12 protein-coding genes and 1 riboswitch are annotated in these 13481 nt (G+C 61.5%); of the genes, 5 read left to right on the top strand and 7 right to left on the bottom strand.

Going from position 1 to position 13481, the window contains the following annotated elements:
• Positions 1 to 6 precede the first annotated feature (6 nt).
• Positions 7 to 2010, top strand: coding sequence for a cyclic di-GMP phosphodiesterase (pdeR, locus tag P3T23_RS17270; RefSeq protein ID WP_429317372.1), 2004 nt, complete (start codon positions 7 to 9; stop codon positions 2008 to 2010).
• Positions 2011 to 2055: 45 nt separating this feature from the next.
• Here the strand turns inward: pdeR and P3T23_RS17275 are convergent, their stop codons facing one another.
• From P3T23_RS17275 to P3T23_RS17285, 3 genes are all read right to left on the bottom strand, one after another.
• Positions 2056 to 2943, bottom strand: a complete 888-nt coding sequence (locus P3T23_RS17275) for a crotonase/enoyl-CoA hydratase family protein (RefSeq protein WP_429317373.1) — start codon at positions 2941 to 2943, stop codon at positions 2056 to 2058.
• A gap of 790 nt (positions 2944 to 3733) precedes the next feature.
• Positions 3734 to 4855, bottom strand: a complete 1122-nt coding sequence (locus tag P3T23_RS17280; protein WP_429317374.1) for a malate/lactate/ureidoglycolate dehydrogenase — start codon at positions 4853 to 4855, stop codon at positions 3734 to 3736.
• A gap of 81 nt (positions 4856 to 4936) precedes the next feature.
• Entirely contained in the window at positions 4937 to 6400 is a 1464-nt protein-coding gene (locus tag P3T23_RS17285; RefSeq protein WP_429317375.1) for a M20 family metallopeptidase, read from the bottom strand.
• Positions 6401 to 6555: 155 nt separating this feature from the next.
• Between P3T23_RS17285 and P3T23_RS17290 the strand changes: the two genes are divergently transcribed.
• The 3 genes from P3T23_RS17290 (at position 6556) to P3T23_RS17300 (ending at position 8875) form a co-directional block, all read left to right on the top strand.
• On the top strand, positions 6556 to 6885 hold the full coding sequence (locus P3T23_RS17290; RefSeq protein ID WP_429317376.1) for a superinfection immunity protein: 330 nt from the start codon (positions 6556 to 6558) through the stop codon (positions 6883 to 6885).
• 29 nt (positions 6886 to 6914) lie between these two features.
• Complete coding sequence (locus tag P3T23_RS17295) at positions 6915 to 8069, top strand: epoxide hydrolase family protein (protein ID WP_429317377.1); 1155 nt, start codon at positions 6915 to 6917, stop codon at positions 8067 to 8069.
• A 44-nt stretch (positions 8070 to 8113) separates the two neighbouring features.
• Positions 8114 to 8208: riboswitch (ZMP/ZTP riboswitch) on the top strand.
• Positions 8209 to 8242: 34 nt separating this feature from the next.
• On the top strand, positions 8243 to 8875 hold the full coding sequence (locus P3T23_RS17300) for a LysE family translocator (RefSeq protein ID WP_429317378.1): 633 nt from the start codon (positions 8243 to 8245) through the stop codon (positions 8873 to 8875).
• A 123-nt stretch (positions 8876 to 8998) separates the two neighbouring features.
• Here the strand turns inward: P3T23_RS17300 and P3T23_RS17305 are convergent, their stop codons facing one another.
• The 4 genes from P3T23_RS17305 to P3T23_RS17320 all read right to left on the bottom strand — a co-directional run bounded on the left by P3T23_RS17305 (position 8999) and on the right by P3T23_RS17320 (position 12666).
• Positions 8999 to 9286, bottom strand: coding sequence for a YodC family protein (locus P3T23_RS17305; protein WP_429317379.1), 288 nt, complete (start codon positions 9284 to 9286; stop codon positions 8999 to 9001).
• A 660-nt stretch (positions 9287 to 9946) separates the two neighbouring features.
• A complete protein-coding gene (locus tag P3T23_RS17310; protein ID WP_429317380.1) occupies positions 9947 to 11422 on the bottom strand; it encodes an MFS transporter in 1476 nt (491 codons plus the stop codon).
• Positions 11423 to 11490: 68 nt separating this feature from the next.
• Complete coding sequence (locus P3T23_RS17315; protein ID WP_429317381.1) at positions 11491 to 12117, bottom strand: TetR/AcrR family transcriptional regulator; 627 nt, start codon at positions 12115 to 12117, stop codon at positions 11491 to 11493.
• Between the two features lie 123 nt (positions 12118 to 12240).
• Positions 12241 to 12666 (bottom strand): OsmC family protein, encoded by a 426-nt coding sequence (locus tag P3T23_RS17320; RefSeq protein ID WP_429317382.1) that lies wholly within the window; start codon positions 12664 to 12666, stop codon positions 12241 to 12243.
• A gap of 383 nt (positions 12667 to 13049) precedes the next feature.
• On the opposite strand from P3T23_RS17320, the gene P3T23_RS17325 reads away from it, so the two are divergent.
• On the top strand, positions 13050 to 13361 hold the full coding sequence (locus tag P3T23_RS17325) for a DUF4148 domain-containing protein (protein WP_429317383.1): 312 nt from the start codon (positions 13050 to 13052) through the stop codon (positions 13359 to 13361).
• Positions 13362 to 13481 lie beyond the last annotated feature (120 nt).

Genomic DNA, 13481 nt, shown 5'->3' on the forward strand with positions numbered 1-13481 from the left:
GACGCCATGAACGACGACCAGCAGCATCAGACGCTTTATGCGCACTTCGGCACGAGCAGTCCGTGCTGGCGCCTGTCGAGCGACAGCAACGCGCTCGAACTGACCGCAGACACGGGGCCAGGCCCGGCCGACGTTGCGATCACCCTCACCGTCCAGCAGGCCGGGCAGATCCGTCGGCTCACCGGCATTACGTCGCACCTCACACTCGACATCAAACTGTTTGGCGAACCTTTGCGCCTGCATCTGGTTGGCAAGAAGCTCAACGGCAGGTCATGGGCCGGCACCGCCTCCGCCTACGCCGATACCGAATCCGTTGCGCGGGACCTCGTGCACGGCCTCTCGTTTGCCGAGCAGGTCGTGTCGGAGGTCAATTCCCTCGTCGTGATCGTCGACCAGAACGGGAGGATCCAGCGTTTCAACCGGCTCGCCGAAGAACTGTCCGGCATGAAGGAAGAAGATGTGATCGGCCGCAACGTCTGGGCCCTCTTCATGTCGTCCGAAGACGGCGCGGCGTCGAGCTACAACATCAGCGGTTTCTTCAATCGCGGCGTGTCCTACGAAGTCGAACGGGTCGTCAAGACCGTTCACGGCGAACGCCTGTTCCTGTTTCGCAACAAGTTCGTGAAAAGTGGCAGCGGCGTCGACGAGCGCTTTCTGATCTGCTCAGGCACCGACATTACCGAAGAACGCCGTGCGCAGGCGCGCCTGTCGGAACTGGCGAATACCGATTCGCTCACCGGCCTGCCGAACCGCAATGCGATCCAGGACAAGATCCGCGCGGCGATCGAAGCGGCGGAAGAAGGCACCTCGGTCGGCATCCTGTTTCTCGATCTCGACAACTTCAAGAAGGTCAACGACCACTACGGCCACGTGTTCGGTGACCGGCTGATCAAGGATGTGTCCGCTGCGATCCACGGCTGTCTCGGCGAAAGCCAGACCATTGCGCGCCTCGGCGGCGACGAATTCATCGTCCTCATGACCGGTGCGACGCGCGAGTTGCTCGAAGCCACCGCCGCGCGCATTCTCGAGCGCCTGCGCAGACCGTTCAGCCTTGGTCTGGTCGAGGTCTATACCGGCTGCTCGATCGGTATTTCGCTGTACCCCGAGCACGGTGACAGCCTCGAATCGGTGATCCGCTCCGCCGACACCGCGATGTACGTCGCGAAGGACGAAGGCAAGCGCACCTGCCGCGTGTTCTCGCCCGAGATGGACCGCAAGGTCGCCGAGTACATGTGGCTCGACACCAACCTGCGGCGCGGGCTCGACGAAGGCCAGTTTACGCTCCACTACCAGCCGAAGCTTGCGCTCGCCACCGGCGCCGTAGAGGGTGTCGAGGCGCTGGTGCGCTGGAACTCGCCGGAGCGCGGCCAGATCCTGCCAACCGAATTCATCGGTTACGCGGAAGAGTCGGGACTGATCGGGCCGCTCGGCCGCTGGGTCATGCAGACTGCCGCGTTGCAGGCCGCCGAATGGCAGCGGCAAGGGCTCGATCTGCGCATCGCCATTAACGTTTCGGCTCGCCAGCTGGTCGACACGGCAGTCGTCCGGCATTTCACGGAGGCGCTGCAGCGTGCGAATCTCGACACCTGCCTGATCGATCTGGAGCTGACCGAAAGCTGCCTGATCGAAGACGAAGCCGCCGCCATCGACCTCATCACGCAGTTCCGCGAACTCGGCGCCCAGGTGCACCTTGACGACTTCGGCACCGGCTACTCGTCACTCTCGCAGCTCGGCCGGATTCCGCTCGATGTGATCAAGCTGGATCGCAGCTTCGTGCGCTCGATCAACGCGGACGTGAAGGCGCAGGCGCTCGTGCGTTCGATGGTCGCGGTCGCGCAGGAACTGGATTTCAAGGTGGTCGCCGAAGGCATCGAGAACGAAACCGAAGAGCTCTTCATGAAAGGACTCGGAGTGGACTATGTGCAAGGCTACCTGTATGGCCGGCCCATGCCCGCTGCGCAATTCGAGCAGTGGCTGCGCGACCGGCAGAAGATCAGACTGATTGCCTGATCTTCCGCAATTGCTGTTTTTCACGCTACTTCCACTACCATTCCATCAGGCAACATTCGCACTCGGCGCCGGGCTCGCGCGCAGATTGGACGAGCGCCGGTTCTGCAGCATCACGAGGCGCTCCATATAGGCGAGATCTTTTTCCTCGATCGTGAAGGCCGACTCGACCCAGTCTTCCGTGATCTCCATCAACTCGGCGCGCGACAGTTGCAGCACGCGCTGACGCGCACGCACCATCGCCCGGATGCCGTTCAGCTTCGGACGCAGCGTGTCGATGAAGGTGCGCGTCGCGATGTACGCGTCGCCCGGTTCGAACAGCTGATCGACGAGCCCCCTCGATTCGTGCCATTCCGCCGTATGCGATTCGCCGCCCCCGATCAGTTCCTCGGCAAGTCGCATGCCCCCCTTGCGCGCGACCAGCGAATAACCGCCCATGCCCGGGAACAGATTGAACGCGATTTCAGGAAAGCCCATGCGCGCATCGTTCTGCGCCAGCAGAAAATGGTGCGCAAGCGCTGCTTCAAAGCCGCCGCCCAGTGCCGTGCCCTCGACCATCGCGATCGAGATCGCGCCGGTATCGAAACCACGCGCCGCGGCATGCACGCAATCGACGCATGAACGTGCATACGACATCAGTTCTTCACGCTTGCCCGTGCGGATAGCATCAGCGAAGAAGTCGAGATCGCCGCCAACGTTGTACATCGTCGGAATCAGCGAACCCGTCACCCAGAAGTCGATCGGCAAACCGGACTCGCGTGCCGAGCGCGCGAGCGCAAGGATGTCATGGACCACCTCGATGTTGAAACATGGCCGCGGCTGCGCACGCAACATCATCCACATGACATTGCGGCCTTCTTCATAGTAAGCGGAAATTTGTGACAGATTGCCAGCCTCGAGAAAGGGACGGCAGGCGTGATGGTTACGGAGATTCATTTTCGGTCCTTATCAAGTTTTTTAAACACAGGTAAAGCAATACGAGCCTAAAACAGACCTGAATTCCGTGGGGCGCGTTTGGCAACAGAAGAGTGCAAATCTCCATATGCGTTTTGCTCTTGAAGGTGTATGCGTATTTGCGGTTGGTGGCCGGGTGCGAGGCGCGCAAACGATTGCGAACCGGGGCAGTGGGTCGGATGCGTGGGTTGCGGCGCTGGGGGGCCGCTCAAGGAACGAATTGTGGGTTTACTCTGGAAGGCGGCGGGGCTGGCTTGCTTCACACCAGCGATTACTTTTTATTCGATTTGCATAAGGGATTCGCCCCGTTTTTGCTCTGGTGTGTCCGCAATCGAAGCGCCGAGTGTGATTTTTGATCATGGAGCATATCGAGCAAAAATTGCCGATCTCTATCTGCAATGGGACATGTCCGCACAGAACCATGCGTGCTCATGATCCTGAAGACAACGTCAGTCGTCGGCCGACTTTGACGATTTCTAGCCCTACGGTTCGAACGACCCCACACTGGAGTCGGCGCCACCAGATCAAGGCATCACGCAATAAAAAAACCGTGCATGAGGCGCGGCAAATGCGTAACAGTTGACCATGTTCAGCCCGAAAACATGATCCGTCAATTGATTCGTTTACCTAAATTAAAGCGACAACACAAACGGCACATCACGGGGCGCAAAAGCCTCGCTCAATTGCGGCAGACCGGGCTATTTAAACAACGATTCGAGCGGTCTCGCGCAGCGAGCCGCACGCGGCTGAAAAACCCGTCCTTCAACAACGTTCAGCTCACGCCATGACTCGACCGCGCCTTCCGGGACCACGCTTCGAGGTCACCCGCCGGCATGCCGGAATCGCGCGCGGCGTCGAGGATCTGCTGCCACGTCGCAAGATCAACCGGCACGCCCTTCTCGCCGCGTTCAGCCCGCATCGTCAGTTCCGGTTCACCTGGCGCGTAGATGTGATCGGTGCCAGCCGCAAGCGGCGACGCCTTGACCCATTCGACGAACGCGTCCGCTTCGGCCTCGGCGTTGGGCGCATCGAGCGCCTTGGGATCGAGGATCACCGACAGCATGCAGTTGATGATCGCGCTGGTCTTCTGAAGCGAGCCGGAATGTGTCGTATAGCCGCCAGACAGCGCGCCACCGAATATCTCGCACATCGCCGCGAGCCCGAAGCCCTTGTGGCCGCCCATTGGCATCAGTGAGCCGAAGGGCTCCTCCATCATCACCTTCGGTTCGATACTCGGACGCCCTTCGTGGTCGATCAGTGCTCCAGCCGGCGTGTGCTTGCCCTGGTTATAGGCGACACGCGCCTTGCCGTAGGCGATCGCACTCGTCGCGAAATCGAGCACGAGCGGCGGCTTGCCGGTGCGGGGAAACGCCGCGCAAAACGGATTGGTGCCGATGCGCCGGTCAGCGCCGCCAAACGGAGCGACCAATGGATCGCCCGCCACGTTGACAAAATGGAAGGACACTAGCCCTTCCTTCGCGCATTGCTCAGCCCAGTGTCCGATGCGCCCAATGTGATGCGCACCGCGCAGTCCGACCGCGCACAGGCCCAGCTTCCTTGCGCGCTCGATGCCGAGTTCCATCGCCTCGAAGGCTACAACCTGACCGAAGCCTTTGCCGCCTTCAATGGTCAGCACGGCGCCCGCATCCCGCACCACATCCGCATGCCGGTTCAGTTGCAGTTCGCCTTCGCGCAGCGATGCGACATAGCGCGGGATCATCCCCACGCCATGCGAGTCGTGCCCGGTCAGATTTGACGCAACGAGGTGATCGGCGACCAGTTCCGCTTCGCGCGGCGCGCTACCCGCCTGTTCCCAGATCGCCCGCACGAAGGCGTGAAGTTGATCGGCCGCGATGCGGAGCGACATTGACTGGGTAGCGTGCTGGTCGTTCATGCGTCGGCTTTACTCGCAAAAAAGAGAAGTGGGATGCGTAATGCGCGAGGTTCGTCTGGACCTGACGTCATGCGTCGTCGCTCAGGGCGCGGCGGCAATGACTTCCGCGACGGTCGCAGTGAGTTTCTTCGCGTATGGAACGTGGAGGAATTCATTCGGCCCATGCGCGTTCGACTTCGGCCCGAGCACGCCGCACACCATGAACTGCGAACTCGGGAAACCCTCCTGCAACACGTTCATCAGGGGGATCGTGCCGCCCTGCCCCATGTACGCACAGTCCGCGCCGTAATGTTGCTGCGACGCGCCGTTGAGCGCCGACGCAAGCCACGGGGCAAGGTCGGGCGCGCTCCAGCCGGTTGCCGCGCCCTGATCCGGCTTGAACGTCACCTTCGCGTTGTACGGCGGATCGAATTCGAGCAGCGCCTTCAGTTCGGCGACAGCCTTCACGGCGTCGATCAGCGGCGGCAGCCGCAGCGAAAGCTTGAACGCGGTGCGCGGGCGTAGCACGTTGCCCGCATCGGCAAGCGAAGGCAGACCCGATGCACCCGTGACAGACAGCGACGGACGCCATGTCGAATTCAGCAGCGCCTCTTGCGGATCTATTGTCGTGGGCAATACCTGACGGCCATCCTGGCCGCACGCCCACGGCAATTTTTTCCATACGTCGTCGCCCATGATGTGGGCTGTGGCCTCGGCTTCGAGCAGGCGGTTCGGCGGAATCGGGCAATGAAAACCCTTCGGCAGCAGATTGCCTGTCGAGGCATCCTCGAGCCGCTCGAACAGATGCCGCATGATGCGGAAGCTCGACGGCGCAATGCCACCGTATCCGCCCGAGTGAATGCCTTCGTCGAGCACCTGCACTTCGAGGTCGCCCGCGACGAGGCCGCGCAACGACGTGGTGAGCCAGAGCTGATCATAGTTTCCGGCGCCCGAATCGAGGCAGACCACCAGTCCGACCTTGCCGAGGCGGTCACGTAACGCGTCGACATAGGGCAGCAGATCGTAGCTGCCGGACTCCTCGCAGGTTTCGATGATGCCGACGCAGCGCGGGCGTTCGATGCCCTGTGCGTCGAGCGCCGCCAGCGCGGTGAGGCTCGCGTAGATTGCGTAGCCATCGTCCGCGCCGCCGCGGCCGTAGAGCTTGCCGTCTTCGAACTTCGGCGTCCACGGCCCGAGGTCGTTGCGCCAGCCTGCAAATTCCGGCTGCTTGTCGAGGTGGCCATACAGCACGATCGTCTCGGTGCTGTTTGAACGCGTTGCCGGCGTTTCAAAGAAAATCACCGGCGTGCGGCCCGGGAGGCGAACGATTTCAAGTTTCAGACCGCGCACGGGTTGTTGCTCGGCCCATTGCGCCGCGTCGGTTACCACGCGCTCGATGAAACCGTGCTCCGCCCAGTCGGGATCGAAAGCGGGGCTCTTCGCGGGCACCGCGATATAGTCAGTGAGCGCCGGTACGATCTCGTCGTTCCACTTGCGGTCGACGAATTCACGAAGCGCATCGTGATTGACCTGTTGAGCGTGCTGGGCGGTGTCGTCAGAGATCATGGTGGCGGTCCGTTACGTTCAAAACGACAATGATAGACCCGTTCACGAACGCCGGGCACTGGCCGGATGGCCGACTGGCGTCAAACGGGAAGCTGCGCGATTGTTTCATTCGAGCGACAATCTGACGATACGCACTACGCCATCGGGAGCCTCTCATGGGTGGCAACATCGTGGTTCAGGTCATCGCGGCGGCGGTCGCGCTCGCGCTCTACTTCCTGCCGTCGATCCTCGCGGACCGGCGCAAGCGCCACGACCTGCTGGTTATCGCGCTCTTCAACGCCTGCCTCGGCTGGACGGTATTCGGCTGGCTGCTCGCGTTGTTCTGGGCGCTGCAGCCCAATCCGAGCGCGAACGTTGCAGGCGAAGTCGTCGCGAACCGCCGCAACGTCGTGCTTCGCGTATTCTCGACGCAGCTTGTCGCACGCGTGCGGGCGCGCGCCACGCGCAATGCAGCGCGCGAAGGGAGCGAAGAATCCAGGAGATGAATCATGCAACCTGACAGGAGAAACGTGCGATGCAGGTGACGCCCTTCGAGATCGCCGTACCGGACACACAGCTCGTCGCGCTCAGCGCGCGTCTGAAGCACACGCGCTGGCCCGATCACTATGACGGCGCACCCTGGGCGCTCGGTGTCGATCCTGCCTATGTTCGCGAGCTGGCCGACTACTGGGCGACGAGTTACGACTGGCGCACCGCCGAGCGACGGCTGAACCGCGAGCCGCAATTCATGGCGCGGGTCGGCGGGCTGAACGTGCACTTCATGCATCGCCATGGCGTCGGGCCGCGGCCCTACCCGCTCATCATCACGCACGGCTGGCCCGGGTCGTTCATCGAATTCCTGGACCTGCTGCCTCATCTGTGCGATCCGGCGTCAGCCGGCGCGGACCCGGCCGATGCGTTCGATGTCGTTGTGCCCTCGCTGCCTGGCTTCGGTTTTACGGAGCGCCCCGTGAAGTCCGGCATCTCTGCCTTCGCGACCGCGGACCTATGGGTCGAATTGATGCGTGGGCTCGGATACGAGCATTTCGGCGCGCAAGGCGGCGATCTCGGCGCAGCGGTTTCGATCGCCCTTGCGTACCGGCATCCGCAGCATGTTGACGGCCTGCACCTGAATTTTCTGCCGGGTTCGTACGAGCCGCCACTCACCACGGGCGATCCGCCCGTGTCGCCAAAGGAGCAGGAATTCCTTGACGCGAAAGCGGCCTGGGCCGCGCTCGAAGGCGGTTACGCGCACGTGCACAGCACAAAACCGCAAACGCTCGCCACGGCGCTGAACGATTCGCCTGCCGGTCTCGCCGCGTGGCTCGTCGAAAAATTCCGTGCGTGGAGCGATTGCAATGGCGACGTCGAGAGCATGTTCTCGAAGGACGAACTGTTGACGAACCTGTCGCTCTACTGGCATACGCAAACCATCGGTTCGTCGATGCGCTTCTATTGGGAGATGCGTCAGCAGCCGCTGCGTTTTGCAGCCGGCCAGCGCGTGCGCCCGCCGCTTGGCTTTGCACGTTTTCCGAAGGAGATCAGCCGGCCGCCGCGGTCGTGGATCGAACGCGTGTTCGACGTCGCGCAATGGGCCGACATGCCGCGCGGCGGCCACTTTGCCGCGATGGAACAACCGGCTTTGCTCGCCGAAGAAATCCGCCGCTTCTTCCGGCCGCTGCGCCGCTGACATGCACGCCGGGTACGCGTCTTCCTGCGGCGTGGATATAATCATCCGGTCCGCGTAACTGGCGCTGAAGATGGAGACACCATCGGGGAACGTGGACCGCGAGTCCGCTCGCGTTCCGCCGCGCGCCTGGGCATTGCCTGATCGACCTGCTTCAATCTCTACGGAGCCATGCAATGCCGCACACTTCCAGTCTGCTGACCTTCGCACTCGTCGCGCTCGGGATGGCGCTCACGCCAGGCCCGAACATGATCTATCTGATTTCCCGCTCGATCTGCCAGGGGCGCACCGCCGGCCTGATTTCGCTTGGCGGGGTCGCGCTGGGCTTCGTGTTCTACATGCTGTCCGCAGCGTTCGGAATCACGGCGCTGCTGCTGACGGTGCCCTTCGCTTATGACACGTTGCGCTTTGGCGGCGCATTGTATCTGCTCTGGCTTGCATGGCAGGCCGTGAAGCCGGGCGGCCGCTCGCCGTTCCAGGTGCGCGACCTGCCCGCCGACAGCCCGCGCAAGTTGTTTACGATGGGCTTCGTCACCAACCTGCTGAATCCGAAGATCGCGGTGCTGTATCTGTCGCTGCTGCCGCAATTCATCGATCCGCAGCACGGCAATGTGCTCAGTCAATCGCTGACGCTTGGGGTCGTGCAGGTCGCGCTGAGCCTGACGATCAATTCGATCGTTGCGGTGACGGCAGGGTCGATCGCCACATTCCTTGCCAGGCGCCCGACATGGATCGTCATCCAGCGCTGGCTGATGGGCACCGTGCTCGCCGGCCTCGCCGTGCGGATGGCGACTGAGGCGCGTCGTTAGTCTGCGATTGCAGGAGCTTGTGTGCCGCGTGCCATCGCAGCGGCCGCATTTAAGGCGCGGATTGACCGCGGCTGCGTCAATGCAGCCGCGTAGCGCAACTGGAGCGGAGTGTGAAGGCTGGTGTCAGACGCGTCCGGAATATCCGAAGCGCGCGAATTTCTGCAACTGCACCGAGCCCGCCGGAATGGAGCGCGGCTCGAGCCGCACCCTGTGTGGCTCGAACAGTTCCTGGCGCAGTTCGCCATGATCGTCGAACCACTGGCATACGAGCCAGTCGCCTTCGACCAACGCGACGGGACCGACGTGCGTCACCGTCATGCGTGGGCCGCCTGACGTCAGCGTCACCACGTCGCCGACGCTGAATGACGCGGTTTGCGGCGTATCAGATGTGTCGATGGTAGCGGTCAGCATGGGATCCCCGGTACGAAAACATCATTGCGCCCCCTGCTGTCCCTGGCCGCGGCTTGCGCCGTTATGGCAACAACCGCGCGGCAAGACAGACTATCAGTCAGCCCCAAAAATGGGCTAACAGCACAGTTGACAGCGAGGTCGGAAACGCCCGGCCAGAAAACCGGTGAATGCCGATGATGAAAACCAGGAAGCGACCGATTGCGTGGGATAACCCACATTTCGTCCGCAAACCTGTTTATCACCGGACTCACGACCACCGGATAGGCGAGCGATTTAAAAGACGAGTCAAGATTAACAATTGAATTTATTCGAAGCAAGTGATTTTTAAAGATACGGTTTTATTGCTGCGTGGATTAGCCCTCCGCCGCGCCCAAAACCTCTGACGCACCGCCGCACGGACCACCGGGCCATCACCCTCAGAATAAAAACAAACCACCCGGTTACTTTTCAAAGTCGTAAAACATACTGCTGTCATTTGTCAGACATGCGAAACCAGACGGCCTTGAAATCGATATTATTCTGAATCGATACCCCCTTTTTCATCATCCATAAATACCTGGTGCATCAATGATCCCAGCAAACCGCAATTATTTGATTAGATGAAACGCTGAAAACGTTTCCGCATTGCAGTATCCGCGGAGGGATACTGCAACACGTCCGTCAGCGATCGGATTGGGCTCGCTGCAATGCAGCACGTTGATGCCTCACCAGCACCACGCTCAAACCAATGCAAGCGACCAGCAACGCCGCGGTGATGCCGATACAGAACTGGAAGGCCTGGGCGTATGCCTCTGGCGTCGCGCGCTGCCCCAGAACACCGAAGAACGCGCCGCTGATCGCGGCCGTACCGAACGCGGCGCCTATCTGCAGCGTCGACGAAACGACGCCCGACGCCAACCCGGCCTTCTCCGGCACGACTTCAGCGAGCACGATGCGCATGAGCGAAGGCAGCACGAGACCGTGTCCGATGCCCGCGCACACGAGGCTCGCGTAAAAGATCAGATCGGGCAAGGCACTCTGGCCTGCGGCCCACGTCGTCACGGAAAAACCGACCGCCAGCATCGAGAACCCGAGCGTCAGGATGTGGGCACCGATATGCCGCACCACAACCGGCGACAGCAACGGACCGACGATGAAACCCGCTGCGAACGGCATGATGGCGATACCCGACTCGAGCGGCGTCCAGTGCAGGCCGGTTTGCAGATAGATACCGTAGGTCAGAAAGAACGCGCTTTCACAATAGAACAGGAACGCGAGCACCAGGCCGATCGCAAAAGCCGGGTTGCGGAACAACCGGAGATCGACGAGCGGATGGCCGTCTGTGCGCTCGATTCCGCGTTCCGTCGCGATGAATAACGCCAGCACGGGCAGGCTGAGCGCGAACATCATGAACGTCCATGCAGGCCAGCCAGCTTCCCGCCCGTGGGTCATCGGATAGATGATCAGCAAGAGCAGCAGCGACAGGAGCGCAACCCCCTTCAGGTCGACACCCGTGCGAACGGCCGGCTGACTTTCCGGCACGAACTTCCACGTTCCGAAGAACGCAACCAGCCCGACCGGAATGTTGATCAGAAAGATGATTCGCCAATCGAGGCCGAACGGATGGTAAGTGATCAGCGCGCCGCCGCCGAGCTGGCCCGCGATCGACGAGAGTCCGAAGACAAAGCCGTAGAAGCTCATCACCTTGGTCTGCTGGTGCGCCGGAACGACGGCCCGGATCGTGGCGAGCACCTGTGGCGCCATCACGGCCGCCGCGATCCCCTGCACGATTCGCGACAGCACAAGCGCGTGGCCGCTCGTTGCGAAGCCGCACAACGCCGACGCGATCACAAACCCCGCCATGCCGGCCATGAATATCCGCTTACGGCCGAACAGGTCGCCAAGCCGGCCGCCCGTAATCAGCAGAACCGCGTAGGCCGACGCGTAGGCCGAGACGATCAGTTGCAGCTGCGCGTCGGTGGCGCCAAGGCCGGCGTGAATAGACGGCAGCGCCAGGTTGACGATGAAGTAATCGAGCGGCGCCAGAAACGCGCCGATGAAGAGCACGGCCAGCGCGAGCCCCTGCCGCTCGAAACGCTGGGGAGACGCGGCAGGCGGCGCGCCTGCCACGGACCGGCTGATTGCAGGCACTGTCATACCGGCTCCGGCGGACTTCAGGCATTCACTATTCATGACTGATCGTTCAAAAATTATCCAAAAAAATTTCAGACCAACGCACGCATCGCCAGATCGACGATGGCGGTCAACTGAGCTTCGTCGCGCGGCACCTTGCCGAGCACACGCAAGCCTTGTGTGATACACAGCAGAAAATCGCCGACGGCTTTTTCATCGAGACTGGAACTGAATACACCACTGGCCTGCCCGCGGATTACCGCGGCTGCCAGCAACGTGGCTGTACGACGCTGGATCGATTCGATGCGCGCACGTAGCACCTCATCGTCAGGCAGCATTTCGAGGGTGGCGTTCGTGATGAAGCAGCCACGTTGTCCGCTTAGCGCCGAAGCGGCCCGGGCGTAATGCATCAGTGCGTTGCGCAATGCCTCTTCCGGCGGAACGTTGGCATTGAGGCGCTCGACAAGCCGCGCAACCGAACCATCTGCGTAATGATCCAGCGCCGCCAGCATGATGCCGTGCTTGTCGCCGAATACACCGTACAGGCTGCCGCGCAGCACGCCGGTGGCCTTGCAGAGGTCATCGATCGAGGTGGCGTGATAGCCGTAATTCCAGAACACCTCGCTCGCATTCGCCAGCACGGTTTCCGTATCGAACTCGCGAGGGCGGCCGCGGGCGCAGGCAGCGGTGGATTTTTTCGAAGCAGCGGGCTTGTCCATCGAACGATATTATGACTATCCGTTCAAGAATTCAAGCCCGCTTTTTGACGTGAGGCAAAAGAGCTGCCCCACGTCTGCGACGCTTTCGCGAACAGTTGACCTGACAGGTACGACTGGCCGCGCTCAGGTTTCGAGCTTCGCTTCCATCGTGATGGTGGCGTTCAGTACCTTCGATACCGGGCATCCCGCTTTGGCGTCGGCAGTGGCCTTGTCGAATGCGTCCTTGTCGCCGCCTGGAATCTTGACGTTCACGTCGAGATGGACCGCCGTAATCGCGAAGCCGCCATCGGCCTTGTCGAGCGTGACAGTCGCGGTCGTGCCGATGCGTTCGGGCTTGATGCCGGCCTTGCCCAGTTCGGCCGACAGCGCCATGGAGAAGCAGCCCGCGTGCGCCGCTGCGATCAGTTCTTCAGGGTTCGTGCCGATGCCGCTTTCGAAGCGCGTTGCAAACGAATACTGGGTGTCCTTGAGTACGCCGCTATCGGTGGAGATCGAGCCTTTGCCGTCCTGCAGGCCGCCTTGCCAGACTGCTGATGCCTTACGCTTCATCGTCTTCTCCTGTTGTGCCCGTCTGCGCAGCCGTGATCCCACCTTCATGCCGGGCGCAACGGTCTCGCCCGAGAGATTTGCGGTTCGGCATGCGTCACGTGCGCCGCGCGTCGCGACAGGCGCGGGCGTGGACCGGCTTTCATCATAGGCCGTTCGCAGTGTCAGCGCAGTGAAGGTGAGGTGAAAGGCCAGGGCAGATGCCGTTGCATATTCCGCCTCGCAGGCCACGCTTTCCAACCCACCATCTATTTTCTCAAGATTCGCAATAATTCATATCTGAAATCGTGATTTATCGCCCATGAGACGAGGAATAAACTTGATTCAACGGTTCAGGCAAGGCGATTAAGCCGAAAAGAACCAATAATCAAACCTCGGAGGTTGTCATGAAGTCAGTTCTTTCCGCAGCACTCATTGCGTCGGTTCTCGCTATTCCGGCTGTCTCGTTCGCGCAGCAATCGAATGGTCCGGTGACCCGCGCCCAGGTTCGCGCCGAGGTTGTCGAAGCACAAAAGGCCGGCCTGCTTAACCAGAACGACACGAATTACCCGAAGCTGTACGCGGCACAAACCTCAACCCCGGACTCGGTTACGCCGCAGCAAGGCGAAGCAGTCGGCGGCGTGAACACCGGGACGTCGCAAGCGGGTGCCCGCCCGACGATCGAAAACCGGATCTTCTCGACCTATCGCGGGCAGTAAGTTCAGGCGTAGGTTCAGGCAGCGAAGCAGCAGACTAACGAGAAACGCCCCGGCTGGCAGCGCCAGTCGGGGCGTTTTTCATATGACTTTCGGGCGCTCAGGGCGTTGGTTTAGCCGCCA

The sequence above is a fragment of the Paraburkholderia sp. GAS448 genome (assembly GCF_050435685.1).
Taxonomy (GTDB): domain Bacteria; phylum Pseudomonadota; class Gammaproteobacteria; order Burkholderiales; family Burkholderiaceae; genus Paraburkholderia.

What these genes read in the sequence shown, in the direction of transcription:
- P3T23_RS17285 (WP_429317375.1), bottom strand. Translation starts at nt 6,400, where the DNA reads ATGATCTCTGACGACACCGCCCAGCACGCTCAACAGGTCAATCACGAT.
- P3T23_RS17295 (WP_429317377.1), top strand. Translation starts at nt 6,915, where the DNA reads ATGCAGGTGACGCCCTTCGAGATCGCCGTACCGGACACACAGCTCGTC.
- P3T23_RS17275 (WP_429317373.1), bottom strand. Translation starts at nt 2,943, where the DNA reads ATGAATCTCCGTAACCATCACGCCTGCCGTCCCTTTCTCGAGGCTGGC.
- P3T23_RS17280 (WP_429317374.1), bottom strand. Translation starts at nt 4,855, where the DNA reads ATGAACGACCAGCACGCTACCCAGTCAATGTCGCTCCGCATCGCGGCC.
- P3T23_RS17290 (WP_429317376.1), top strand. Translation starts at nt 6,556, where the DNA reads ATGGGTGGCAACATCGTGGTTCAGGTCATCGCGGCGGCGGTCGCGCTC.
- P3T23_RS17320 (WP_429317382.1), bottom strand. Translation starts at nt 12,666, where the DNA reads ATGAAGCGTAAGGCATCAGCAGTCTGGCAAGGCGGCCTGCAGGACGGC.
- P3T23_RS17325 (WP_429317383.1), top strand. Translation starts at nt 13,050, where the DNA reads ATGAAGTCAGTTCTTTCCGCAGCACTCATTGCGTCGGTTCTCGCTATT.
- P3T23_RS17305 (WP_429317379.1), bottom strand. Translation starts at nt 9,286, where the DNA reads ATGCTGACCGCTACCATCGACACATCTGATACGCCGCAAACCGCGTCA.
- P3T23_RS17315 (WP_429317381.1), bottom strand. Translation starts at nt 12,117, where the DNA reads ATGGACAAGCCCGCTGCTTCGAAAAAATCCACCGCTGCCTGCGCCCGC.
- pdeR (WP_429317372.1), top strand. Translation starts at nt 7, where the DNA reads ATGAACGACGACCAGCAGCATCAGACGCTTTATGCGCACTTCGGCACG.
- P3T23_RS17300 (WP_429317378.1), top strand. Translation starts at nt 8,243, where the DNA reads ATGCCGCACACTTCCAGTCTGCTGACCTTCGCACTCGTCGCGCTCGGG.
- P3T23_RS17310 (WP_429317380.1), bottom strand. Translation starts at nt 11,422, where the DNA reads ATGACAGTGCCTGCAATCAGCCGGTCCGTGGCAGGCGCGCCGCCTGCC.